Source organism: Actinomadura sp. NPDC048021 (assembly GCF_040653135.1).
In the GTDB taxonomy this organism is placed as follows: domain Bacteria; phylum Actinomycetota; class Actinomycetes; order Streptosporangiales; family Streptosporangiaceae; genus Spirillospora; species Spirillospora verrucosospora.
Genome location: NZ_JBEZJQ010000004.1, coordinates 226,773 through 248,626, shown reverse-complemented (window position 1 = coordinate 248,626; position 21,854 = coordinate 226,773). Strand labels below are relative to the sequence as shown.

At 68.9% G+C, this 21,854-nt stretch carries 23 protein-coding genes, 3 pseudogenes and 1 other annotated feature; of the genes and pseudogenes, 14 read left to right on the top strand and 12 right to left on the bottom strand.

Annotated elements, in window-relative coordinates:
* The first annotated feature begins 292 nt into the window (after window positions 1-292).
* Window positions 293-1,549 carry a histidine kinase gene (locus AB0C87_RS09320; protein WP_360577045.1) on the top strand — a complete coding sequence of 419 codons (1,257 nt, stop codon included), beginning with the start codon at window positions 293-295 and terminating at the stop codon, window positions 1,547-1,549.
* Window positions 1,537-2,187 carry a response regulator transcription factor gene (locus tag AB0C87_RS09315; protein WP_360577044.1) on the top strand — a complete coding sequence of 217 codons (651 nt, stop codon included), beginning with the start codon at window positions 1,537-1,539 and terminating at the stop codon, window positions 2,185-2,187. The genes AB0C87_RS09320 and AB0C87_RS09315 overlap by 13 nt, the downstream gene beginning before the upstream one ends.
* Before the next feature lie 214 nt (window positions 2,188-2,401).
* On the opposite strand, the gene AB0C87_RS09310 is transcribed toward AB0C87_RS09315, so the two are convergent.
* A complete protein-coding gene (locus AB0C87_RS09310; protein WP_360577043.1) occupies window positions 2,402-2,761 on the bottom strand; it encodes a hypothetical protein in 360 nt (119 codons plus the stop codon).
* Between the two features lie 400 nt (window positions 2,762-3,161).
* Window positions 3,162-4,517 carry an MFS transporter gene (locus AB0C87_RS09305; RefSeq protein ID WP_360577042.1) on the bottom strand — a complete coding sequence of 452 codons (1,356 nt, stop codon included), beginning with the start codon at window positions 4,515-4,517 and terminating at the stop codon, window positions 3,162-3,164.
* Between the two features lie 62 nt (window positions 4,518-4,579).
* Between AB0C87_RS09305 and AB0C87_RS09300 the strand changes: the two genes are divergently transcribed.
* Window positions 4,580-5,314: a helix-turn-helix transcriptional regulator gene (locus AB0C87_RS09300; RefSeq protein WP_360577041.1), complete on the top strand. Its 735-nt coding sequence runs from the start codon at window positions 4,580-4,582 to the stop codon at window positions 5,312-5,314.
* On the opposite strand, the gene AB0C87_RS09295 is transcribed toward AB0C87_RS09300, so the two are convergent.
* From AB0C87_RS09295 to AB0C87_RS09275, 5 genes are all read right to left on the bottom strand, one after another.
* Window positions 5,304-5,414 carry a hypothetical protein gene (locus AB0C87_RS09295; protein WP_360577040.1) on the bottom strand — a complete coding sequence of 37 codons (111 nt, stop codon included), beginning with the start codon at window positions 5,412-5,414 and terminating at the stop codon, window positions 5,304-5,306. The genes AB0C87_RS09300 and AB0C87_RS09295 overlap by 11 nt on opposite strands.
* A complete protein-coding gene (locus AB0C87_RS09290) occupies window positions 5,387-5,650 on the bottom strand; it encodes a hypothetical protein (RefSeq protein WP_360577039.1) in 264 nt (87 codons plus the stop codon). The genes AB0C87_RS09295 and AB0C87_RS09290 overlap by 28 nt, the downstream gene beginning before the upstream one ends.
* 2 nt (window positions 5,651-5,652) lie before the next feature.
* A complete protein-coding gene (locus AB0C87_RS09285) occupies window positions 5,653-5,919 on the bottom strand; it encodes a hypothetical protein (RefSeq protein ID WP_360577038.1) in 267 nt (88 codons plus the stop codon).
* 593 nt (window positions 5,920-6,512) lie between these two features.
* Window positions 6,513-7,037, bottom strand: a complete 525-nt coding sequence (locus AB0C87_RS09280; RefSeq protein WP_360577037.1) for a transposase — start codon at window positions 7,035-7,037, stop codon at window positions 6,513-6,515.
* On the bottom strand, window positions 7,009-7,167 hold the full coding sequence (locus AB0C87_RS09275; protein WP_360577036.1) for a hypothetical protein: 159 nt from the start codon (window positions 7,165-7,167) through the stop codon (window positions 7,009-7,011). Before AB0C87_RS09275 ends, AB0C87_RS09280 begins: the two co-directional genes overlap by 29 nt.
* A 176-nt stretch (window positions 7,168-7,343) precedes the next feature.
* Between AB0C87_RS09275 and AB0C87_RS09270 the strand changes: the two genes are divergently transcribed.
* Window positions 7,344-8,396, top strand: a complete 1,053-nt coding sequence (locus AB0C87_RS09270; protein WP_360577035.1) for a CPBP family glutamic-type intramembrane protease — start codon at window positions 7,344-7,346, stop codon at window positions 8,394-8,396.
* 607 nt (window positions 8,397-9,003) lie between these two features.
* On the opposite strand, the pseudogene AB0C87_RS09265 reads toward AB0C87_RS09270, so the two are convergent.
* Window positions 9,004-9,237, bottom strand: a pseudogene (locus AB0C87_RS09265) (hypothetical protein); the annotation flags it as partial.
* A gap of 206 nt (window positions 9,238-9,443) precedes the next feature.
* The gene (locus tag AB0C87_RS09260; RefSeq protein WP_360577034.1) at window positions 9,444-10,385 is read right to left on the bottom strand and encodes a hypothetical protein; all 942 of its coding nucleotides are present in this window, start codon (window positions 10,383-10,385) and stop codon (window positions 9,444-9,446) included.
* A gap of 434 nt (window positions 10,386-10,819) precedes the next feature.
* Here AB0C87_RS09260 and AB0C87_RS09255 point away from each other — a divergent pair.
* Window positions 10,820-11,115: pseudogene (locus AB0C87_RS09255) on the top strand (IS3 family transposase); the annotation flags it as partial.
* Window positions 10,873-11,004 (top strand) — a sequence feature (AL1L pseudoknot). (Overlaps the previous pseudogene by 132 nt.)
* A 723-nt stretch (window positions 11,116-11,838) precedes the next feature.
* Here AB0C87_RS09255 and AB0C87_RS09250 read toward each other — a convergent pair.
* Window positions 11,839-12,348, bottom strand: a complete 510-nt coding sequence (locus AB0C87_RS09250) for a hypothetical protein (protein ID WP_360577033.1) — start codon at window positions 12,346-12,348, stop codon at window positions 11,839-11,841.
* 213 nt (window positions 12,349-12,561) lie between these two features.
* Window positions 12,562-13,086, bottom strand: coding sequence for a hypothetical protein (locus AB0C87_RS09245; RefSeq protein WP_360577032.1), 525 nt, complete (start codon window positions 13,084-13,086; stop codon window positions 12,562-12,564).
* Between AB0C87_RS09245 and AB0C87_RS09240 the strand changes: the two genes are divergently transcribed.
* From AB0C87_RS09240 to AB0C87_RS09205, 8 genes and pseudogenes are all read left to right on the top strand, one after another.
* Window positions 13,081-13,608 carry a glycosyl hydrolase-related protein gene (locus AB0C87_RS09240; protein WP_360577031.1) on the top strand — a complete coding sequence of 176 codons (528 nt, stop codon included), beginning with the start codon at window positions 13,081-13,083 and terminating at the stop codon, window positions 13,606-13,608. The genes AB0C87_RS09245 and AB0C87_RS09240 overlap by 6 nt on opposite strands.
* Before the next feature lie 280 nt (window positions 13,609-13,888).
* A complete protein-coding gene (locus AB0C87_RS09235) occupies window positions 13,889-14,704 on the top strand; it encodes an SDR family NAD(P)-dependent oxidoreductase (RefSeq protein ID WP_360577030.1) in 816 nt (271 codons plus the stop codon).
* A 124-nt stretch (window positions 14,705-14,828) separates the two neighbouring features.
* Entirely contained in the window at window positions 14,829-15,707 is an 879-nt protein-coding gene (locus AB0C87_RS09230) for a helix-turn-helix transcriptional regulator (protein WP_360577029.1), read from the top strand.
* A 63-nt stretch (window positions 15,708-15,770) separates the two neighbouring features.
* Window positions 15,771-16,226, top strand: coding sequence for an aldo/keto reductase (locus AB0C87_RS09225; RefSeq protein ID WP_360577028.1), 456 nt, complete (start codon window positions 15,771-15,773; stop codon window positions 16,224-16,226).
* 92 nt (window positions 16,227-16,318) lie between these two features.
* Window positions 16,319-16,639 carry an aldo/keto reductase gene (locus AB0C87_RS09220; protein ID WP_360577027.1) on the top strand — a complete coding sequence of 107 codons (321 nt, stop codon included), beginning with the start codon at window positions 16,319-16,321 and terminating at the stop codon, window positions 16,637-16,639.
* 41 nt (window positions 16,640-16,680) lie between these two features.
* Window positions 16,681-18,126, top strand: coding sequence for an MFS transporter (locus tag AB0C87_RS09215; protein ID WP_360577026.1), 1,446 nt, complete (start codon window positions 16,681-16,683; stop codon window positions 18,124-18,126).
* A gap of 324 nt (window positions 18,127-18,450) precedes the next feature.
* Complete coding sequence (locus AB0C87_RS09210; RefSeq protein WP_360577025.1) at window positions 18,451-19,005, top strand: pentapeptide repeat-containing protein; 555 nt, start codon at window positions 18,451-18,453, stop codon at window positions 19,003-19,005.
* Window positions 18,947-19,147: pseudogene (locus AB0C87_RS09205) on the top strand (IS5/IS1182 family transposase); the annotation flags it as partial. The gene AB0C87_RS09210 and the pseudogene AB0C87_RS09205, both read left to right, overlap by 59 nt.
* A 456-nt stretch (window positions 19,148-19,603) precedes the next feature.
* Here the strand turns inward: AB0C87_RS09205 and AB0C87_RS09200 are convergent.
* Window positions 19,604-20,407, bottom strand: coding sequence for a TIGR03619 family F420-dependent LLM class oxidoreductase (locus tag AB0C87_RS09200; RefSeq protein ID WP_360577024.1), 804 nt, complete (start codon window positions 20,405-20,407; stop codon window positions 19,604-19,606).
* 97 nt (window positions 20,408-20,504) lie between these two features.
* Here AB0C87_RS09200 and AB0C87_RS09195 point away from each other — a divergent pair, with 97 nt between their 5' ends.
* Window positions 20,505-21,473, top strand: coding sequence for a LysR family transcriptional regulator (locus AB0C87_RS09195; protein ID WP_360577023.1), 969 nt, complete (start codon window positions 20,505-20,507; stop codon window positions 21,471-21,473).
* Window positions 21,474-21,854: the final 381 nt, after the last annotated feature.

Below are 21,854 nucleotides of genomic sequence, written 5' to 3'. Positions count from 1 at the left end.
CAGGGGGAGTTGGGAGCCGGCGCAGACGTGGAGGACCTCGCCGGTGATACGGGCTACGCCGCTTCGAAGGCCAGCCTGGTCGGCCTCACCCTTCTTCATCGCACAACGCCAGTTGACGCATCCTCTTTCCCCGCTCCCCGTCGGCTGCCCCATTCACGTACTCCGGCCTCCGGCGTGCACTGGGGCGCCGTCAGTCACGCAGGGTTCCGACCTGGGCTGGAGCAAAGTGCACCCCCGAAGCGGGCGGCAGCGTCATGGCATGGGGATGGCCTGCGGCTTTACCGTTTGACGCATGCAACTCACGACGTGGCTGCAGCTGGTGCTGGGCCGGCCGTTCCGCGGGACGGGACACCGGACCGCGCTCGTCGCCGCCGGCCTGCCGCTCCACCTCGCCGTGGTGCCACTGTGGCTCTGGCTGGCCGGCGCGATGGCGGGGGCGCCGGCCGTGATCGCGCTGCCCGTACTGCTCACGCTCGTGGTGACACCCCTGCTGACCGCCGGGCAGCGGCGGCGCTACCGGGCACTCGTCGGCGAGGACCTCCCGCGCCCCGCCGCACCCGGGCCCGGACGCAACTGGAGGTCGGCGGTACGCCGGCTGACCACGCGGGCCCTGTGGCGGCAGGTCTGCTACCACGCCGTGGCGGGCCCGCTGCTGGCCGTCCTGGACCTCGCCGTCCTCGCCGTCTGGGCCGCCGCTCTCGTGGCCGCCTCCCTCTACGTGTGGATCTGGGCGCTGCCCCCGCAATGGCGGATCACCGACCTCGGGTACACCACGCAGGCCGCGTACATCACCGCCGGCGGCCTCGCCCTTCTGCTCCTCGGGCCCCGGCTGACCGGCGCTCTGGTGCGGCTGGACACCCGGGCGGCCGAGGTCCTGCTCGGCCCCAGCCGCACGGAGAAGCTGACCCGCCGGGTCGCCGACCTCGCCGAGAGCCGGGCCGGCGTGCTCGACGCCGCCGACGCCGAGCGGCGGCGGATCGAGCGCGACCTGCACGACGGCGCGCAGCAGCGCCTCGTCTCACTCGCCGTCAACCTGGGGCTGGCCAGGGCCACCCTCGGCGACCTGCCGGCCGATGCCCGCAAGGTGATCGACGAGGCGCACCGCGAGGCGAAGGAGGCGATCGCCGAACTGAACAACCTGGTGCGCGGCCTGCATCCGGCCGTCCTTGAGGATCGCGGTCTCGACGCCGCGCTGTCCGGGGTCGCCGCCCGCCTCCCGATCCCGGTGCGCGTGGCGGTGGACCTGCCGCGGCGCCCGTCACCCACGGTCGAGGCCGTCGCGTACTTCGTGGTCTCCGAGGCCCTGACGAACGTGGTCAAACACGCCCAGGCGACCCGGGCGGATGTGACCGTGGAGCGGATCGGGGAGACACTGTTGGTGGTCGTCGCGGACGACGGCGCGGGCGGCGCGGATCTCGCAGCGGCCGGCGGCGGCACCGGGCACGCCGGGCTCGCCAAGCGCGTCGCGTCCGTCGACGGCACGTTCTCCTGCCACAGCCCCGCCGGGGGCCCGACCGTCATCACCGTGGAGCTGCCGTGCGCGCCGTGATCGCCGAGGATTCCCTCTTGCTGCGCATCGGCGTGGTCAAGGTGCTGGAATCGGCCGGCTTCGAGATGTGCGCGCAGGTCACCGACGCAGAAGGGCTGCTGGCGGCCGTCGAGGAGCACCGTCCCGACATCGCCGTGGTCGACGTGCGGATGCCGCCCGGCTTCACCGACGAGGGAGTACGTGCCGCGCTGGTGATCCGCCGCCAGTATCCGCGTACCGCCGTGCTCCTGCTGTCGCAGTACGTGGAGGAGCGGTACGCCGCCGATCTGCTCGCCGCCAACACTTCGGGCGTCGGCTATCTGCTCAAGCAACGGGTCGCCGACGTCGAGGAGTTCGCCGAGGCGGTACGCCGGGTGGCGGCCGGCGGCACCGCGCTCGACCCGCAGGTCGTCGCCCAGCTGCTGGTGCGCCGACACAGCGATCCGCTCGACCGGCTGACACCGCGCGAGCGGGAGGTGCTGGAGCTGATGGCGGGCGGCCGGTCCAACTCCGGCGTCGCGACCGAGCTGGTGGTGAGCGAGAGCGCCGTCGCCAAGCACATCAACAGCATCTTCACCAAGCTCGACCTGCCCAAGGCCGACGCCGACCACCGCCGCGTCCTGGCGGTGTTGCGCTTCCTGGGCCTTGCGACCGCATAGTACGCGGCCCTTCCCGTATGCCGAGTCGACATCGGCGCTGATCGCCATTTGGCGGGGAATGCGGCACCTTCGGACGTTCGCTCTCCACCGGGCTTTGCCGCCCTGGGAGTCGAAGGCGGTGGCCGTCATGCGCAGGGCCAATGGCATGGGTGGGGCTCGCGCTGGTCGGTCGGCTGTTGTCCGGAGCAGATGCGATGTCAGGGCGGTCGTCGCGTCAGCGCCTTCGTCCCGGTTCGGCGGTGCGGGGGCGGGGAGTCGGCCGGAGCCGGGATTGGCCGGGAGCGGCCGAGGCCGCCTGCGAGCTGCGCTTTCGGGCGGCGAGAACGCGCTGCTCGGTTAGGTCCGCGCTCGTGGCGGCGCTGCCCAGCATGCCGGTGGCTTCGGCCAGCACGGTGCGAGCGGCGGTGAGGTGGGTGGCGATCCGGCTTCGGGCGAAGTCGGCGTTGGCGCGCGGGTTGGCGTAGGCCAAGGTGAATGGAGAGCCAGCCACTCTGCGGATCGGTGACTCCGGCACCGGCAAGTCCCACAAGCTCATCGCGCTGGGTACCGAGGCGGCGATGAACGCGTCCGCCACACACGCCACGAAACTGCTGAACGAGCCGAGGGCGCGTCGCTGGTTGGCCGGACGGGCTGTTATCCGCGCCTCCCGGTCACGCGCCGTACAGGCGCACGATCCTGCACGGACGTTCCCCAGCCCCCTGGTGATGAGATCTGGTAGTCGGGTGCTGGACGAAAGCCTCGCCGGTGGCCTGGCTGAGCCGGTCGACGTCGACACACTCGGTGTCCAGGACGGTCAGCAGCGCAAGGGCCTGCTCGCCTATCGCGTCTTCGACCAGCGACGGCTAGTGGAACGGAGGCGCTCGCAGCACCTGCTGGATCTGGCGGGCCAGGGCGTTAATCCCGCCATGCCGTCCGGCCCTGCGCAACGCCCCCCCGGCAATGCGGATGCGCGACAGCCACGAGACCTCGAGCGGTTATCGGCGCGCTTCGGCCGCCGCCTCCATGTCGGCGGGCTGCCGCGAGCCGCCGGCCTGCGGCGGCAATAGCGCGACGATGAGCACGGCGCCGAGCGCCATGCAGACCGCGCCCGCCACGAGCCCGCTCGAGTAGCCCATGATGGCGAGCGCGGCCACTCCGACGGCTCCGCCGATCTGCTGGACGGAGGTGAACAGGGCCGAGCCGAGACCGGCGTCGTCCTCGGTGGTGCCGTCGACCGCGGCCGTGGCCATGACGGGCAGGCCCAGTCCGTTGCCCACGCTCAACACGAGCATGCCGGGCAGAACGTGGACGGGGTAGGAGTCGCCCGCCGCCAGGCCGGATAGCAGCAGCAGGCCGGCGATGTTGACCAGGAACGCCAGCAGGAGCGCCCAGCGCGTCCCGATTCTGGGGGAGATACGGGAGGACAGCCACATGCCCGACAGGATGCCGGCGCCGTAGGGCAGGTAGGCGATGCCGGCCAGGAGCGGGCTGTACCCCAAGACGGTCTGCACCTGGATCATCAGCAGGAACGACATCGCGTACATCGCCATCGAGAACAGCAGGGTCGCGCCGTTGGCCACCGCCCGCGTCCGCGAAGCCAGGAACGCCCCCGGCACCAGCGGCGCGACCGCCCGCGACTCTGCCGCCAGGAACGCCACTGCCAAAGCGGCGGACAACACGACGACGCCACCGACGACCGGATCGGTCCAGCCGGTCTCACCCGCGCGCAGCAGCCCGTACACCAGCGTCACCGCGGCACCGGTGACCAGGACCGCGCCGGGAACGTCGAGGCGGTGCCGCCCGGGGGCGCGGGACTCGGGAACCAGGCGGGGAATTAGTGCCAGCGCCACAGCGACGACGGGCAGGTTGATCAGGAAGATCCAGCGCCAGGACACAAGGTCCGTAAGCGCCCCGGAGATCACCAGCCCCGACGTTGCGCCCAGGGCCGCGATGCCGCCCCAGATGCCCAGTGCCTTGGCCCGCTCTTCCGGCCCCGGATGCAGCAACGTGATCATCGACATCGCCGCCGGACCGGCCATCGCCGAGCCCGTGCCCTGCACGAACCGCCCGGCCACGAGCTGCCATGGCTGTTGCGCGAGCCCGCACGCCAGGCTGGCCGCCCCGAACAGGGCGACACCGATGAGGAAGACGCGGCGGCGGCCCAGCAGGTCCGCCATCCGGCCGCACAGCAGAAGCAGCCCGCCGAAGGCCAGGAAGTAGGCGTTGACGACCCACGGCAACCCGGACGCGCCGAAGCCCAGGTCATCGCGGATGCTGGGCAGGGCGACGTTCACGACGGTGTCGTCGAGCACGAGCATGAACTGGACAAGGCACAACACGATCATCGGCATCTGAACGACGCTATTTTCCGCCGCATTTGGCCACAATCCGCGATGGGGCCAGACTGTGTCGCATGGAGGACATGGGCGCGATCACCGTCGGTCACTTCCCGCTGGCCTCCGGAGAGTGGATCCCCTCGCACGAGCACACCTCCCACCAACTCGCCTGGACCCGCCGCGGCGTCCTGAGCGTCGGTGTGGACGAGGTGTACTGGGTCCTGCCGCCCACCAGGGCGCTATGGCTGCCCGCCGGCGTCACCCACACCACCGGCGCGACCCGCGACGCGGTCCTGTGCAGCCTCTATCTGGCGCCTGACCACTGCCCGGTGGCCTGGTCCGAACCGACGGCGGTCGGCGTCGACGGACTGCTGGCCGAGCTCATCGGGTATCTGGACCGCGCCGACCTCACCGACGAAGCACGGTCGCGTGCCGAGGCGGTAGTGCCCGACCTGCTGCGTCCTCTGCCCACCCGACCCATCAACGTGCCGCAACCGACCGACGAGCGCGTCCAGGTAGTCGCGGCAGCCCTGCTGGCAGACCCGGCAGACCCGCGCAGCCTGGAGGCTCACGCCCGCGCGGCGGGGGTGAGCCGGCGGACGTTGACGCGGCTGTTCGTGCGCGACACGGGCATGAGTTTCGACCATTGGCGCACGCAGGTACGGCTGCGTGCCGCCCTGCCGCTGCTGGCCGAGGGGCAGCCGGTATCGCGGGTGGCCCACAGCGTGGGGTACGCCACGGCGAGCGCGTTCCTAGCGGCCTTCCGCCGCACGGTCGGCACCACACCCAAGCGCTACCTACTCAGAGTTTGACGTTCCGATCCAGTTGGACGGTGGTGCGGATCATGCGGCCGCGGCGGGCACATTGCAGACCCAGCTCGCGCATCAGCCGTTCCACCGTGCAACGCGCCACGACATGGCCCTCGCGCTGAAGCTGCCGCCAGATCTTGCGAGCTCCATAGGCCGGTAGCAGTCGGTGTAGATGCGGGTGATCTCGGTCTTGAGCCACTCGTCACGGATCGCCCAGGGCGAGGCCAGACACGACTTGGCGGCGTAATAGGTGGACAGTGCGATCTTGGTGCCGTGCGCAGACAGCACCGGGCAGTTCGGCTCGACCCCGAACACCTTACGGAACGCGTCGATGAACACGATCAGTACCTGCGTGGCCGGTCGAGCTCGGCCGCGAAGAACCCCGCCGCATTCAGGATCTCGTTCGCCCGGAGCAGCTCGGCGTTCTCCCGCTTGCGCCGCTTGAGCTCCGCCGATTCCTCGGCCGTAGTCCCCGGCCGGGCACCGGCGTCGGCCTCGGCCCGACGCACCCGGCTGCACACCGTCTCGGTCGAGGTGACTTCCAGCCTGGCCGCGACGGCCTTCGTCGCCGACCACTCACTGGGGTAGTCCGGGCGGACCTCGGCCACCCTACGGACCGCGCGCCTGCGCAGCTCAAGGGGGATAGAGGGGACGAACGTGCCCTCACGCGATCCTCTCAAGGAAACGAGCCTCAATCCGACCCGGGGCGCTTCACTTCGGAGCCGTACGGCGAGCAAGGCCGGGCCGGCACTAACGCTGGGCGTCGGTACTGGGACGGCGGTCCGCGTGGTCACCGCTCGGCACCGGTTCGCTCGCCACGAGCAACTCGACTGCAGGTCCTCCTGTGACTCCAGGTCAGCCGTCTTCCTTGTACAGCGAGCGCGGGCAGGCCTCGACATCAGCTCAGCCAGGCCAGCTGAGCGTCTCGGACAGTCATTGCGATCAGCGCTAAGGCCGCGGGCACTACTTGATCAGGCGAAGACAGCGGAAGCGATGCGGACGGAGAACGCCGATTCAGAGCGGGCCGACAAGGTTCTCAAAGCTCCCGTGGCTCCATGACTGCAGGAGAGGAACGCGTGCCGTTCCAAAACCGATGGTGATGAGGCTAACCGGCCGTTTCGCGCTCAGCGTTGTCGGTCTGTTCCTGGCTACCTCAGCCCCGGCACGAAAAGGGCTCGCGGTTGATCGGTCAGCTCGGCGGTCAATGGAGATCCGGGACGCCGGATGCGCGGGGTTGCCCATGAGATCTGTCGGGGTCGAGCCCTTGCTGATTCTGCTGCGCAGGGAATCCAGTGCGTGTCAGAGTTCGGCGTTCGATGTCCGGTTCTGCCATTCGGCCATGCCCACCATCACCTTTGTCGGTGATGGTGGAGATAGTCTGCTTGGACACACTCGCGCCATAGACCTCGGCCAGGTGCGCGCTGATCTCCGCATGCGTCAGGCCCTTCGCCGGACAGCGACAGCACCATCTCATGCCACCCCGGTCAACTGGCGCTGCCGCTTGCGGACCAGTTGTGGCTCGAACCTGCCGGCGATGTCCCGGGGCACTTTGACCCGACCAGGCGACGTCGGTGAGCACGGTCCTGGCTGGCGTCCCGTTATGGCTGTTGTCGCTCCCCCGGCCGGCAGCGTCGTGCTTGTCGTAGCCGACGTGGCCGTGATCTCGCCTTCCAGCGCGGACTCCAGCACCCGCTTGGTCAGCCGCTGCAACAGCCCGCCCCCCCACCGGTCGATTGCAGCCCCTGGGGCCGAGCACGATCCCCCAGCATCGCGATCAGCTGCTCGTCCGGCACCGCACCCTGCGGCGCCTGGACCGGCTGCTCAGCGGACTCCTCTTCGACGCCGATGTCAGTCACCGGGCGTCTCCTTGATCATCGGATCCGCCGTTCATAGACACTCCCTGGTTCCGCGGCCTGCGCATCCGCTGGGAGATCCGCGACGACATCCAATGTTCTCGCTCGGGCCGAGTGGTACATCGAAGGATGTACGAGTGATTCATCAGTCGCGACGACGCCGGCGGCGGACCGGCGGCATGAGGATGGAGCTGGACGAGGTGCCGGTGTTCTGGTCGCCTCGCCTTTCCAAGCGTGCAGGTGGACGATTGTTCGAGGATACTCAATTGGCCGATGCTCCTTTTTCTTTCGCGCGTGTCCTTGGGCGGGCTCTGTTCGGCGGGCTCGTCATGGCGACGGCGCTCGGCGTCGGTACCACCGTCGGGTCGGCGCTCACCGACAGCGCCGGGCTCGACGGTTTCCCGGGGCGGCTCGTTCCGGCCGCGCTCGTCAGCGCCATCGCCGTACCGCTCGTCGCCTTCGCTGCTCGCCGCGATCGTCGTCGCGCGGAGTGGCTGGGGTACGGCGGCGCGAGAGCGAGCGCGCGGGCGTTGCTGACCGGTGTCGCCGTGACCGCGACGGCGGCGGCCCTCGTCCTGAGCGCGGGGACGGCGGCGGGGATGATGCGCTGGTCGTCGCCCGACATCGTCACTCTCGGCTGGTTCCTCGTCTCCAACGCGGTGGTGGCGTTCCTGCTCGAAGCGTGGCCGGAAGAGACGACGCTGCGCGGCTACACCTGGGCGTCCTTGCGCGGACAGCTGGGAGGCGCGGGCGCGGCGTTCGGCACCACAATGGTGTTCCTCCTGGTCCCGGGCGCCTCGACCGTGGCCGGATCAGCGACAGCGCATCTGATCGGCGTCAAGGCCGACCCGATCGGCATCGCGCCGAACGGGCAGAACCCCGCAGACTACGCGATCTTGCTGGTGGTGTTCGGGCTGACCTTGGTCGCGGCCCGGACAGCGCTGCGCCAGGCCTCTTTGTGGACCTCCATCGGCACGCACGTCACGTTCCTGACCGCCAGCCGGATCCTGCTGGACGGCGACCGACGCGACACCGGCTGGCCGGTGGACGCGACACCGAGCGCCTCCCTGCTCGTTCCCGCGTTCCTGCTGCTCGCACTGGCCGGTTTCACCGTGTGCCGACGGGTGGGCCGGCGCGGCCCCGGCCCCCGCCTTGACGTCGCCCAGCCAGACAGAACGGGCTTTGCCCCACTTCACGGGAGAGAGCCGTCGGAGGGTGACGGTCGACTGTGAAGGATCATGGTGCAAAGCAGGTCGTGGTCGGCAGCCAGACTGCACGCCACCGAATTCAGACGAGTAGGGCGGCGATGCCGCCGGTGATCAGGCCGACGATGCAGGACGCGCCTCCGCTACCTCGCCTCGTAAGAACGGCCTCCACCTGGCCGAGCCCCTGGCGCCCGCCATCGTCGCCCGGTGAGGCAATCGTGGTGTCCGGTAAGGGACAGCGTCCCGTGACGAGTTCCGAAACGATCAGTGCCGCCACCACCGAGGCTCGGAGACGGTCAACCGTGTCGGGGTCGGCGGGATCTGGCTCAGGGGCAGCGCAAGTCAAGTCATGTGCACAGCAACTCGCGCAGACTGAGCCCCGAGCCCAAACAACACCACGACAATTGACAAGAAGACAACATTTGCAAACCTTCGCCGCCAAGGATCATCGAGGCAAAATCTCCCCAGCATTTTCAGTTCCACACTAAAAATATACCCCAATGCCGCGATCACACGAAGAGGGTCTCCTGTGACGCTATTTACTCGAGCAGGCCATCTCATAGAGTTGCCAAGCATCCGCTTCATTGGAATGAATTCGATGAGCGGCGTCGGCGTAGCAGGCGATCGCCCAGCTGGTGAGCGGGTCGCTGATGCCGTGCGTGCGGGCGGCGGTGAGATCGTGCGTCGAGCCCGGCAGCACCGCGAAGGTCTCGTTGCAGCGCAGGTGCACCAGCACCAGCAGCGCCTGGCGGCCGGGGTTCAATGCACGCCAGCGCTAGCCGATCCGGTCGCGGTGGCCGGCGATCAGCTCGGCCACGAAGGCACGGGTAGCGGGCGCCAGATCCAGCGCAGCACGGTAGAACAACACCAGAGGCTCCTGGCAGGGGCGGTTGTTTTGGTCGACTTCGCTCCTACCAGGGGCCTCGCCGCGTCACCGGCCACCTCAGCCCACCGCATCCACCTTGTGACCAGCACGATCAAGCTGGAAAGCGCTCACCTGAGATCGGCGAGCATCCGTCCCAGCGCAGCGGCTCGCCGGAAAGATCTTTCTGGACGGAGCCCGTCTCTTCCGGATCACTTCTTCTTGGGAGATCCGCAGTGCGTCAGCCAGTCGGCGCCGGTCCCGAGGTGGTTGGTCACCAGGTAGTCGGCACCGGCCGCTATCTGCAGGTTCCACCAGTCGTGCCGCTGATCGTTGTTGCAGGCCACGATGGCGCACTGGAAGAACTTCCCCGATGACAGCCCGCGCTTCGAACCGTCCGGGCCCTCATAGAGGCGCACCTTGAGGCCCGCGGCATGCGCACGATCAACCAGTTCCTGGTACTTGCGCTTCTCGTCCTCGGTGAGGGAGCCGTTCGAGGAGACGCAGTCGCTGAAACTGCCGTTGAGCACGGTGACGTGCTCCGCGTACGCGGTGAGGTGGGGATCCTTGGGAGTCACGGGGTCGAGTTGGTCCGGGACCTTGCACCTCTCGCCGTTCTCACAGCCCCGCTCGGCGGTCGACGTGCACGCCGTGAACCCCTGCGAGAACGTGATGTGCGGCGGCGGATTCTCCACCGGGTTCTGGCCGGGAAAACCCACGATGAGACTCACCGGAAGGACGACCTCCACGCTGTCGGGAAGGTCCTTCACCGCCTTGACGATCTTCTCGTAGGCTTCTTTGCGCTGCTTCACGCCATTCTTGGACTTGACCTCCACGAAGAGCTGGAACTTCCCGTTCTGCCCCGGATAGATCTGCCCGCCGTTCTTCTTCGCCCGGTCGATGAGCGGCTTGACGTACGTGGCGCGGAACTCCCTCCCCTCGGGATCGCCGATCGCCTCATGGGTCACCATGAGGCGGCCGGAGGGATCGAACGCCAGATCCACCTCCACACTCGTGGCCCCGTTGCTCAGCGCGCTCTTGAGCGGCCGGCGGTTCTGGTAGTCGTTGTGCGCGTTGAGCCCGTCGACCCACTTCGCGCCAGGGTTCGGCGCGCACACCCGCGGCGGGATCGGAGCCTTGGCCGTCAGCGGCACCCCCGGCACCGCATCCCGCGCCGCCCCGGCCCTCGGAGCACGGGGCGCCATCAAGGGACGCGGGGACGCTCCACCGGCGCTCCCGCTCACGGTCCGCGGCCTTCCGCAGTCCCCGCCGAACATCCGGCACAGCGCCGCCTGACATGCCCGGGCGGGCCTCTCGCCGACCGTTTCGACAAGGCCGGTGACGGCCACGGCGGCAACCAGAAGAAGCGCGCCGTACTCGATCGCCGACGCCCCCGAATCCCGAGAGATCATGCTTCTGAGGATGAGACCGCCCGCTCCCGGCGTCCAGGGCCCACCGGCCCAACCTCCCACCCGCCCGAGAGCCCGGCCCCAGCGCCAGGGAGCCGGGCCCCAGGGTTCGCGGGTCCAACGACTCCGGCACCGGATGCTTCTCACGTGCGCCCGCGAACCCCCTCCGAGGAAGCGAGCTCAAGCGGGAGAACGCCGAGCTGCGGCGGGCGAACGAGATCCTGAGGGCCGCTGCGGGTTTCTTCGCGGCCGAGCTCGACCGGCCACACACGTACTGATCGCGTTCATCGACGCGTTCCGCAAGGTGTTCGGGGTCGAGCCGATCTGCCGGGTGCTGTCTGCGCACGGCACCAAGATCGCACCGTCCACCTATTACGCCGCCAAGTCGCGCCCGGCCTCGGCCCGGGCGGTCCGTGACGAGTGGCTCAAGACCGAGATCACGCGCATCTACACCGACAACTACCGGGTCTATGGCGCGTGCCAGCTAGGGCACCCCATGACGGTCATCCGTGTCGGCCAGCCCAGGCTGCGAGTACCGCTCAACCAGGACGACGCGGGCCGCAACAACGTCTGCCCGGTCTGCTGGGCGGCGCCGGGCAAGCCCTGCACGGTCTCCCGGCCCTGCGAGGTCCGCGCCATGCCCCGAGGCAGACTGCCCCTGGGGGGATCGGCCTCGGCATTTACCGGGCGAGCGCCGGAAAGTCTGCCCGGCGGCGGGGAGGCGGCTACGATCGCCGCGTTCATGTCTGATCATGTTCGGGAGCGGCACATGGTGGGGATCCGGCCCTTGGCTCTTTGTCCGCTGATGGTGCCCGTGCTCGGCCTAGCGGCCTGCCCAGGCGGCGACAGACTTCATCGAGCAGTTCAGAAACAACGACCACGTCCTGGACGGCGACCCGTTCTACATCACCATCACCCCCTGACCCCTCAAACCGTCGACGGAACACAGCCGAGAGCTGTCGCGCCGGGCGATGCGTAAGTTCCGGCCGACCGCACACCGGGCTAAATTCGTGGCGGGGGTAGAGCCGGTTCTCATCGGTGTCCTCGTCCCCGGTGATCGGCTCCACGGCCAGCGCACCGGCACGTGGAGCGCTTCAGCTAGAGCAAGGACCTCGGCGAGCGGGGCCTCGGACAGGCTGCGACATCGGTAGGCCGGTACGGTTCAGACCGGTTGCGGGCGGACCGGCTGGCCGGCGGTTCAGTCGGCGAGACCGGCTCGTCGTAGCAGTTTCAGCCAGTCGTCGTACTCCACCAACTCGTCGTCGATCGCCGCAAGGCGTGCGTATTCCGGAGTGGCCAACCGCTCCAGGAAGAACGCCTCCAGCCCGGGCGCGAGCCGCTCGAAGCGCTCCGCGTCGACCCACTCCCAGTGCTCGTCCGGGATACCGAGGATGCCGCGGCCCGCGCGGTCGAGGAAGATCGGTGTGTCGCCGATCAACCCGACGCAGAACAGCTTCTCCGGGGACAGATCCAGCGGGGAGTCGACCACCGGCCCGCAGTAGAACTGGTGCTCCTCGGCCTCCTCCAAGCCGAAGAGCTGCACGGACGGCCCGCAGCTCGCACCGTCCAGCACCTGGCAGAAGTCCAGGAACTCCCGGGGCACCCCGTCGGCCTCCGCGGCGGCCGCCGTCTCCTCGTCGACGGTCCCGCCGAGCGTGGACCGGAGCAGGTCCGTGCTCTCCGCCAGCGCCGTACGCAGGGCGTCCACCGTTGCGATCAGACGGGACGCCCCCGGGCTCGCGCTAGTCATCTGGCCACCCGCCAGTTCTTGACGTTCTCGACGGCGTGGTTGCCGTCGACCTCAATGTTCGCACGCATGGTGTGACCTCTTCTTGGTGTCGCCCGGGTGGCCTCGACGCTGACTGGGCCGACCGTATTGCCGATGCAGGACCGCTGGGCCGAGATCCGGAGCGCGCGGTGGTCACGCAAGCGCCGACAGGCTCACTATCGTGACGGACCGATGCTCATCGTTCGTTTGTCGTCGCAGCGTGTGCCCGCCGCCCCTGCCCCAGATCAATCGTCTCGGCGAGCTCCACGAACTTGGCCGGCCTGTCGCCCACCGCAGGAAGATCTCGATCGCTTCGGCGTGCAGCTCCGCGTGGACCTGGTCACCGAGTACGGCGGGCCCCACCTGCCAGATGACGGCGATCAAGTCGACGGCTTCTCTTGATCCGGGCCGCCCGGCCGTCAGCGGGTCGCGTTCGATCAGCCCCTCGGCCGATGCCGCGCCGCCGGCGGGAATCCGCGACGGCTGGGTCGCCGCGATGCGCTGCTCGACGGCGTACAGTGCGGCGGCGATCGTGCCGAGAGCGAGCCGGCCCGCGTCGCGCACCAGCTCCTGCAGCCGCTCGACGTCCGCGGCGTCCGGGGCCACGACCGGCCGCACCGGCCCGTACCGCTCCTCAACCTCGGCGAGCGGCAGGGCCTGCCGGGTGTGGCCGTGCACGTACACCACAACAACGGCCCCCAGCGGCGGGTACCGCCGCTGGGGCGGGTCCGGCTCGGCCGCGCGCTGCCGATCCACCTCGGCACGCCAGGCGGCCGTGCACCGAAGTACCCCGATCCGGAAGCTGATCAGGGGATGCACGTCCTTCGCACCGTCCTCGGTGTCGCCGGCGGCGTCATCGACGCCGCGTCCGCCGGATACCGTACGAATCTGCCGGTGCGAACTCTGAAGAACGACCACCGGGGTGTGGAGCCCATCGTGACGGTCTCGGCAGCCTCCGTCTTCGTGGAAGCGGTCAAACTTGCCGAGGACCGTTCCGGCGACGTCGTCATCCGCGTCCACGAAGCGTCCGGAGCACGCCCCCGCACGACGGTGCGGCTCGACTTCGCCTTCGAAGTGGCGTGGTTGACTGACCTGCTGGAGCGCGCCCTCGGCCAGGGGACGGGGCACGCGCAAGAGACGATCGAACTCGATCTGCGCCCCGTCGAGATCGCCACATTGCGCGTCAGCAGGCACCGCTAGGCGCCACCGCCGAGGCCCTGAGTGGACCGGGGGATATTGTGCCGGGCCGGCTCAGTGCGGTGCGCGGAAGGAGACCCGCAGGGGCCGGGACCGGGGCGACCGGAGCGCTCCGGCCCCGACCCGCCCAGGGACGGTACGGAGCCGGGCCGCCTCGCCGGTGCGCCCACGGCGGCACAGCCGCACCTGGGCTCGGCGCTCGGTCGCCGCAGCGCTGCCGTAGCTCCCCGGGTGGGGGCAACGCTCCCTCCCACACCGGTCGAAGCGCCCCTAGCGTCGGCTCATGAGCACTCATTCGCACCACCCGGATTCGATCCACACACGTCCACGTCCCACGGCGGACGAGGACGCGACCCCGGGTTGGGCCGCGGTCGGTGGCCGCCCCCTCTCCGGCACGGTCGCCCTGGTGACCGGAGCCAGTAGCGGAATCGGCGAGGGCACCGCGCTCACCCTGGCCGCCCTCGGCGCACGTGTGACCGTCGTGGCCCGTCGCGCGGACCGTCTCGAGGCACTCGTCGAGAAGATCGAGAGCGTCGGGGGCCAGGCCCTGGCCGTGGGCGCCGACATCATCGACGAAGAGCAGGGCCACGCCGCCGTCGCCCGCGCCGTCGACACATACGGCCGCCTCGACACCGTCGTGGCCAACGCGGGCGTCATGATCCTCGGACCGATCACGGGCGCCGACACCACCGACTGGCGCCGGATGATCGAACTCAACACCCTCGGACTCATGTACACCGCCCACGCAGCCGCTCCGCACCTGCTCGAAGCGGCGTCCGACGGCCCCCGCGGAGTCAGCGACATCGTCCTGGTCAGCAGCACCGCGGGCCGAACGGTCCACGGCGGGGGTGGTGTCTACAACGCGAGCAAGTATGCCGTGACCGCCTTCGGTGAAGCCTTCCGCAAGGAGGTCACACAGCGCCACCTGCGGGTCTCGCTCGTAGAGCCTGGCGCGGTGGAGACCGAGCTGCCCCTCCAAAACCGTCCCGACGTCCGGGACCGGATGTACGAGCGCTACACCGCGATGGAGTGCCTGCGCCCACGGATGTGGCGGACACCATCGCCTTCATCGTCACCAGGCGGCGCCACGTCGCGGTGAACGAGATCCTGGTCCGGCCGACGGAGCAGCAGGAATGATGGGCGGGACGCCGCAGCGTCGGCACGGCCAGAGTGGGTGCAGGGCACCCACGCCAGGGGACTCGGTCCGCATTACTGTCGGCAGGGTGGACAGTGAGAACAAGCTCGGTGAGTATCTCAGGGCCCGACGAGCACTGGTCCGGCCGCAGGACGTCGGTCTGCTCGACGACGGTCCTCGGCGGGTGCCGGGCCTTCGGCGCGACGAGGTGGCCCTGCTCGCCGGAGTGAGCACGGACTACTACATCCGGCTGGAGCAGGGCCGGGAACGGCATCCCTCCGATCAGGTGCTGCGGTCGATCGCCGGCGCCCTGCGACTGGACGACGACGCCGCCGTGCATCTGTTCCGGCTAGGCCTGCCGGTGTTCGGGGCGCGGGCGGCCGCGTCGCCGACCGCCGCTCCGGAGCTGGTCCGGCTGATGGACGGCATGCCGGACGTGCCGGCCTTCCTGGTCGGCGCGGCGCAGGACATCCTGGGCGCGAACGCGATGGCGCGCGAGCTCTACCGCGGGTTCGCCCGGTACGACAACCTGTTGCGCATGATCTTCCTGGACCCGTATGCGAAGTCGTTCTACGGTGATTGGGACGCCGCGTCGCGTCTCGCGGTGAGCAATTTGCGGGCGTCGTCCTCACAGTTCCCCGCGGACGAGCGCATCCAGCAGGTCGTCGGTGAACTGACATTGCATAGCCCGGCGTTCTCGAACCTGTGGGCTCGCTACGAGGTGCGTCCGCGGACCCGTGAGAAGAAGCACTTCGTGCACCCGCGTGTAGGGGAGCTGTGGCTGCACTTCGAGACCTTCGCGGTCGCCAGTGCCCCTGGACAGCACCTGTCCGTCTACAGCGCCGAACCCAGCAGCGCCAGTCACGACGGCCTGGTCCTCCTGCGACGTCTGGCCGACCAGGCGGCCGTCGATGCGGAGGACGCCGACGAGGACACGACTCTGGAGAAGGGTGACACCCGATCATGAACACCTCCCTCGCCGACCGCGCGGGCACCTACGAGATCGCCGGGAAGAAGACGCTTCGGTGCCATGCGGCTGACCGGACTCGGCATCTGGGGCGAGCCCGAGGACCGCGCCGAGTATGTGCGTATCGTGCGGCGTGCCGTCGAACTCGGCGTGCAGCTCATCGACACCGCCAATTCTTACGGGCCCTACATCAGCGAGGTGATCATCCGGGAGGCCATCCATCCTTACCCGGACGACGTACTGATCGCGACCAAGGCGGGCCTGACGCGCAACGGCCCGGACGTCATCAAGCAGGGAAACGAGCTGGTGCGTCTCGGGCCCAAGGCCTGGCCGCCGGCCGGTCGCCCGGAGTACCTCCGCCAGGAGGCGCTGATGAGCCTGCGCCGACTCGGCCTCGACCAGATCGATCTGTTCCAGCTCCATCGCGTTGACCCCAAGGTTCCGCTTGAGGAGCAGGTCGGAGAGTTGAAGAACCTTCAGGACGAGGGCAGATCGTCGCGATCGGGTTGTCGCAGGTAACGGTCGATCAGATCGAGTAGGCGCGACGGATCGCGGACATCTCCACGGTCCAGAACCGGTACAACCTGGCTGACCGTAGCTCCGCCGATGTCTTGGACTACTGCACCCAGAACGGCATCGGTTTCATCCCCTGGGCGCCCGTGGATGCAGGCCAGTTGGCCCGCCCCGAGGGACCGGTCGATCACATCGCTGCGGCGCACGACTCCACCCCGTCCAAGGTGGCACTGTCCTGGCTGCTGCACCGTTCTGACGTCATCCTGCCCATTCCCGGCACGTCCAATGTGGCCCATCTTCCTCATGGCATCTCAACTCAGGCACGCGACGGCGTGCCCGCCGAAACGATGCAGCGTTCCGCCGACGCCCTTCTGGCCCTATGGGGGAAGACGGTCGTTGCCGAGAACAGGGGCACGTAATGACTTCAACATCAAGTACGTCCGCCCGGACCTGGGTGGGCGTGGTCACACTGCTGGCCGGCACGCTGCTGCCGCCACTCGACTTCTTCATCGTCAATCTCGCCATCCCTTCGATTCAGGACGACCTCGGCGGCGGCGCCATTCTCGGCCAGCAGATCGTGGCCAGTTACGCTGCCACCTATGCCGTGATGCTCACTCTCGGTGGCCGTCTGGGCGATCTGTACGGGCGGCGGCGAGTGTTTCTCGTCGGCCTCGTCGGGTTCGCCCTTGCCTCATTGCTGTGCGGTTTGGCCGGCGAGCCCTGGCTGCTGGTCATCGGGCGCATCCTGCAAGGTCTCACCGCCGCGCTGGTGGCGCCGCAGTCGCTGGCCCTCATCCGTGCGAGCCTCGACGGCCGGGACCAGACGATCGCCCTCGGCTTCCACGGCGCGACCCTCGGACTCGCCGCGGTCATCGGCCAGTCCTTGGGCGGACTCCTCGTCACCGCTGACATCTGGGGCCTAGGCTGGCGGTCGATTTTCTTCATCAACTTGCCAGTCGCGGCCTTGGGCCTTCTGGGCAGCCTGTTCCTGCACGACCCGCCCACCCGAGGTGTAGAAAAGCTTGACGCGATCGGCGCCGTCCTCCTCTTCACCGGTCTTGTCGGGATTGTCATCCCGCTGCTCGAGGGGCAGGCCCTGGGCTGGCCCTGGTGGTGCTTCGTTCTGTTCGTCGTCGCGGCCGGCGTGCTGCACAGGTTCTGGCGCTACGAGTCCACCTTCGACGGCAACCGGTCCCGCGGACGACACGTCATGCCATTGGTGCCGCCCCGGGCCGTCACCGCGCCGGGCGTACGGATCTCCTTGGTGGCGGTCGCCCTGTTCTACTCGATCGCTGCCTTCTTCTTCATCTTTTCCGAACACGAGCAGGCCGTCGGCCGCACTCCGCTCGAGGCGAGCCTGGACATCCTGCCCCTGGGCATCGGCTTCCTCGTCGGACCACTGACCGTTCCGCACCTCATGCGGATCATGCCGCGCCGGATCGCGGCTCTCGGCATGTGCCTGGAGACCATCGGCTTCCTCGCCTTCGCCGGACTCGTCGCCGCATTCGACCAGACCTCGTGGGCCGCCGCACCCCTGGCGCTCATCGGCTTCGGTCAGGGGCTCGCCCTGCCTTCGCTGATCCGCATCACGGTGACACACATTCCGCGTGCGTTCGCCGGCCTGGCCAGCGGTCTGGTCACCGCGACTCTTCAGATCAGCGCTGCCCTGTCAGTCGCGATCATCGGTGGCATTTTCTCCACGGCCGCCGACGCGTACGGGTCAACCCCAGCCATCACCACAGTGTCGATCCTCATCGCCGTGCTGCTGTTCGTCTCCTCTCTGCTGTCGCTACGGGCTGAGCGCGTCCCCTCCCTGGAGACCCCGTCGAAGATCGTTGACGCACATGGTTCCCAGTCGCCTGAAACCAAACAGGAACAGGCCCTCTCCCAGATGCAAGATCAGTAAATGCTGACTTTCCATGGGAGAGGTGCGCAGCGTTCCAGGGAGCGAACAGATGCATGGCCGATGCCGCAGATCCTCGGCCGCGACGATCGAAGCAGCGGCGCCCGCTCGTGCTCTGGCCCCCGGGCTGCACCTCACCTCATCCCGACTGCCATCGCCGAGGCCGGGCAGAGCGCAGGCCGACTGCCATGCCTATCGAACGGCCGATCAACGCCGCGGTCGGACGCACCGACCACGCCAAGGTCGTCCACTGCCCTGTGTCGGTCTTGGCGGAACACGGCGTCAGTCCGGCAGGCTGGCTACGGCTTCAGAAGTTGGGAGCATGCCGTGGCCCTTGTGGCTTTACGCCGTATTCGCGGGCGTCGTCGTTGTACTGGCGGTGGGTGCGGTGCTGGTGCCGTCGGTGGCGCGGCACCTGGCCAGGAAGACATTGAAGCGAAGCAGTGGAATTGCCTGTCGGAGGACAAGCAGGTCGACGGTGTCTACAAGGTGCGGAAGGCACTCATGCAGTTGGTGACCGGGGTGGCGTCGGTCGGGACTGTGGTGTTCACCGCGGCCGGGCTGAGGTACACCGCGCGCACCTTGGCTGTCACCCGGCAAGAGCAGATCACCGACCGCTACACCAAGGCCATCGAGCAGCTCGGCTCCCACAAGCCCGAGGTACGGATGGGCGCCATCTACGCGCTGCAGCGGCTGATGGACGACTCTGACCGCGACCGCGGCACCATCCTCGCGGACCTGACCAATGCCGACCTGACCGGCAGAGCGGACCTGACCGGCGCGAACTTGAGCGGCGCGAGACAAGGCGTACTCGTCTCGGGCGATCCGCGCTCACCTGAGCCGCCGCGGTATCGCGGCCACGATCCCGGTCCCGGCCGATAAGGCCGGGCACCGGTCGCGGCGGGGCAGCCGCGGCGGTCGTCCACCCGCCTTCGACCTGGCCGACTACCGGGGCCGCCATGCTGTGGAGTGCGGCATCAACCGCCTCAAGCGCCACCGGGCCGTGGCCACTCGCTACGACAAGCTCGCAGTCCGCAACCAGGCGATTCTTGAGATCACCTCCATCAACGAATGGCTCCGCCTACTTCGAACACTGCTTAGACGGGCCAGCGCCTCGGTCTCCCCCACTCCTCTGACGAAGGTCAGACAGAAGATCTCACCGAGCGACTCGCCCCACTCGACGTCCTCGTCCGTCATCTTGAGCTTGGCTCCTCCGGAGCCGGTCGCGCTCGTCCACCGTGACCTGGCCCGCCCCGTCGTTGAGCGACCCGTCGAGCGTCCCGACCCGCTCGATGGCCGGTCGCATCGTGTTCCGGTACCGGAGCTGGCGGGGGTCGGCATCGGCCGAAGAAGCAGAAAGGGATTGCGTGACACGTGTGCGGGCGGAGGACACCGGGCCGCTCGGCGAAACGCCCCCGTCACCTTCACCCCCCGGGCCTGGCGGATCCCCGTGCGCGGTGCCAGCGGCAGTTCTGCTGATTCAAGCTTCCAACGAGTTGGCGCCGGCGCGCACCGTGGCCTCCATCTCGTCGTCCAGCGGCTGGATCGTCAGCCGGTGCACGCCCATCGCGGCGTAGCGCTGGGCGCTGTCTCGATCGACGGGCCCCGGAGGGGGTGTAATGGTGATTTCCAGTGGGCCCAGGCTCGCGGGCCTGCTATGGAGCTTGGCCGCGTCCTGGAGGTCGGACAGCGCGCGAGCCGCCTCCTCCGGTGTCAGGTAGACGCCGTACCAGCCGTCGGCCGACTGAACCGCTCGGCGCATGGCCGCCCGTGAGTGCCCGCCGACGACGATCGGTGGGCGCCGTCGCGGGCGCGGGCGTTGAACGACGTCCGCGAAGCTCACGAACTCTCCGGCGAACGGCTGATCGTCCCAGAGGGCGTGCATGGCGGCTAGATACTCGTCTGTACGGGCGCCGCGGCTGTCCGGCGAGACGCCCATGGCGGCCAGTTCCCGTTCCACATACCCTGCGCCGATGCCGACGATCAGGCGGCCCCGCGACAGCAGGTCGAGAGAGGTCAGCTGCTTGGCCAGCAGCACCGGCTGGCGCTGGGGCAGCACCAGAACGCCGAAGCCGAGCCTGATTGTCCTGGTCAGGGCCGCCAGGTGGGCTATGGCGACCACGGCCTCCAGGCGGCCCTGCTCGTCCGAGGACGGTGGCATCGCGATGTGATCACCGACCCAGATCGACTCGAAGCCCGTCTCCTCGGCCAGCCGCGCCCGCGTGGCCAGCACATCCGGATCGACATTCTCGCCGCGGTGCAGCCCGTAAAGTCCGATCTCCATGGCCGATCACTGTAGGTATCCGGCGCCCATGTGACCAACGAATACTCGGCATCGCTACGATGCGACCTCCGCATATCGAATTCCCTGGGGAAGTGCCATGGATGTCTCCTGGCTGGAAGTGTTCGTCGAAGTGGCCGCCAGGAAGACCTTCACGGCGGCGGGGGAGGCCCTCGGCTACACCCAGTCCGCCGTGTCACGGCAGATCGCTTCCCTGGAAGGCGAGCTCGGCGTCGCGTTGTTCGATCGTCATCCGCGCGGCGTGGAACTCTCCGAGGAGGGCCGCCGCCTGCTGGAGCACGCGATCGCGATTCTGGCCAGGCTGGCGGCGGCAAGGCACGATCTGCACGAGGTGGGCCAGTTGCGCGTCGGAGCGTTCGACACCGCCGACGCGGATCTTGTCCCGCGCGCCATCGCCGCGTTCGGGCGGACGCACCCCAGAGTGCTTCTGTCACTGGTGGAGAGCACCACCGCCCCGTTGCTGGCCCGCCTCAGAACCGGTGACATCGACCTGGCGGTGGTGAGCGCCTACCCGGACAGGCCGCTGGAGTCGGATCGGTTCTCCCTGCACCACCTTCTGGACGACCCGCTGCTGGTGGCCCTGCCCGCGGGGCACCGTCTGGCGGGCAGAGCAAGTCTTCGCCTGGACGAGTTGAAGGAGGAGTCCTGGATCGAGGGCTTCCCCGAAGGCTCGGAAACCTTGATCGCTCTGCACCGGCGCACGGGCTCGCGGCCCCGCATCGCCTTCGCGGCCAGGGAGTGGACGGCAAAGCAGGGCTTCGTCGCGGCAGGGTTGGGGCTGGCGCTCGTACCGTCCATCGCGGCGGGTGCCGTCCGTCCCGACATCATGCTGGCGCCTCTGGAAGACGAGCCGGTCAGAACCGTCTACGCGGCCACCAGGAAGAGCGTGGCGCCGCTCCAGTCGGAGTTCGTCCGCTGCCTGCGAGAGACCGTCGCCGCCGGATGGTCACCCACATCCCGCCAGGTGCCTCGCCGCGGTGACACTAACCTTCTCGGAGCACCTCATGGGCCAACCGGCGCTGTCGCCCCGGGCGATCGCCCGCGCTGACGCCCCAGCATGCTGCATCGTCCCGGCAGGCGCCCAACGACACAAACACGACGCGTTTCCCGCTGCCGCTCCGGCTCCACGTCGGTGCCGAGGACGTCCTGCGGGCGCGGGCGGCTGTAGCAGACACGCCGTGCAGCCACCACACGCGCAGCGACATGCCCGACTCGGCCAGGGCACCATGTGGCCATGTGACATGGATGCACGGTGACCCCCCGCGAGCCATCATCACCCTCGGCTCCATGGCTGGGACCTCCGATGTCTGGCCAGCAGGAGCCGCGCCACCAGCCTCGCGCCCTCCTGGCCGTGCATCAGCAGGTCGAGTGTGTCGACTAGCAGGACGGGCGCCAGCCTGGTGGCGGTACAACAGCGCACCGCCTCGAC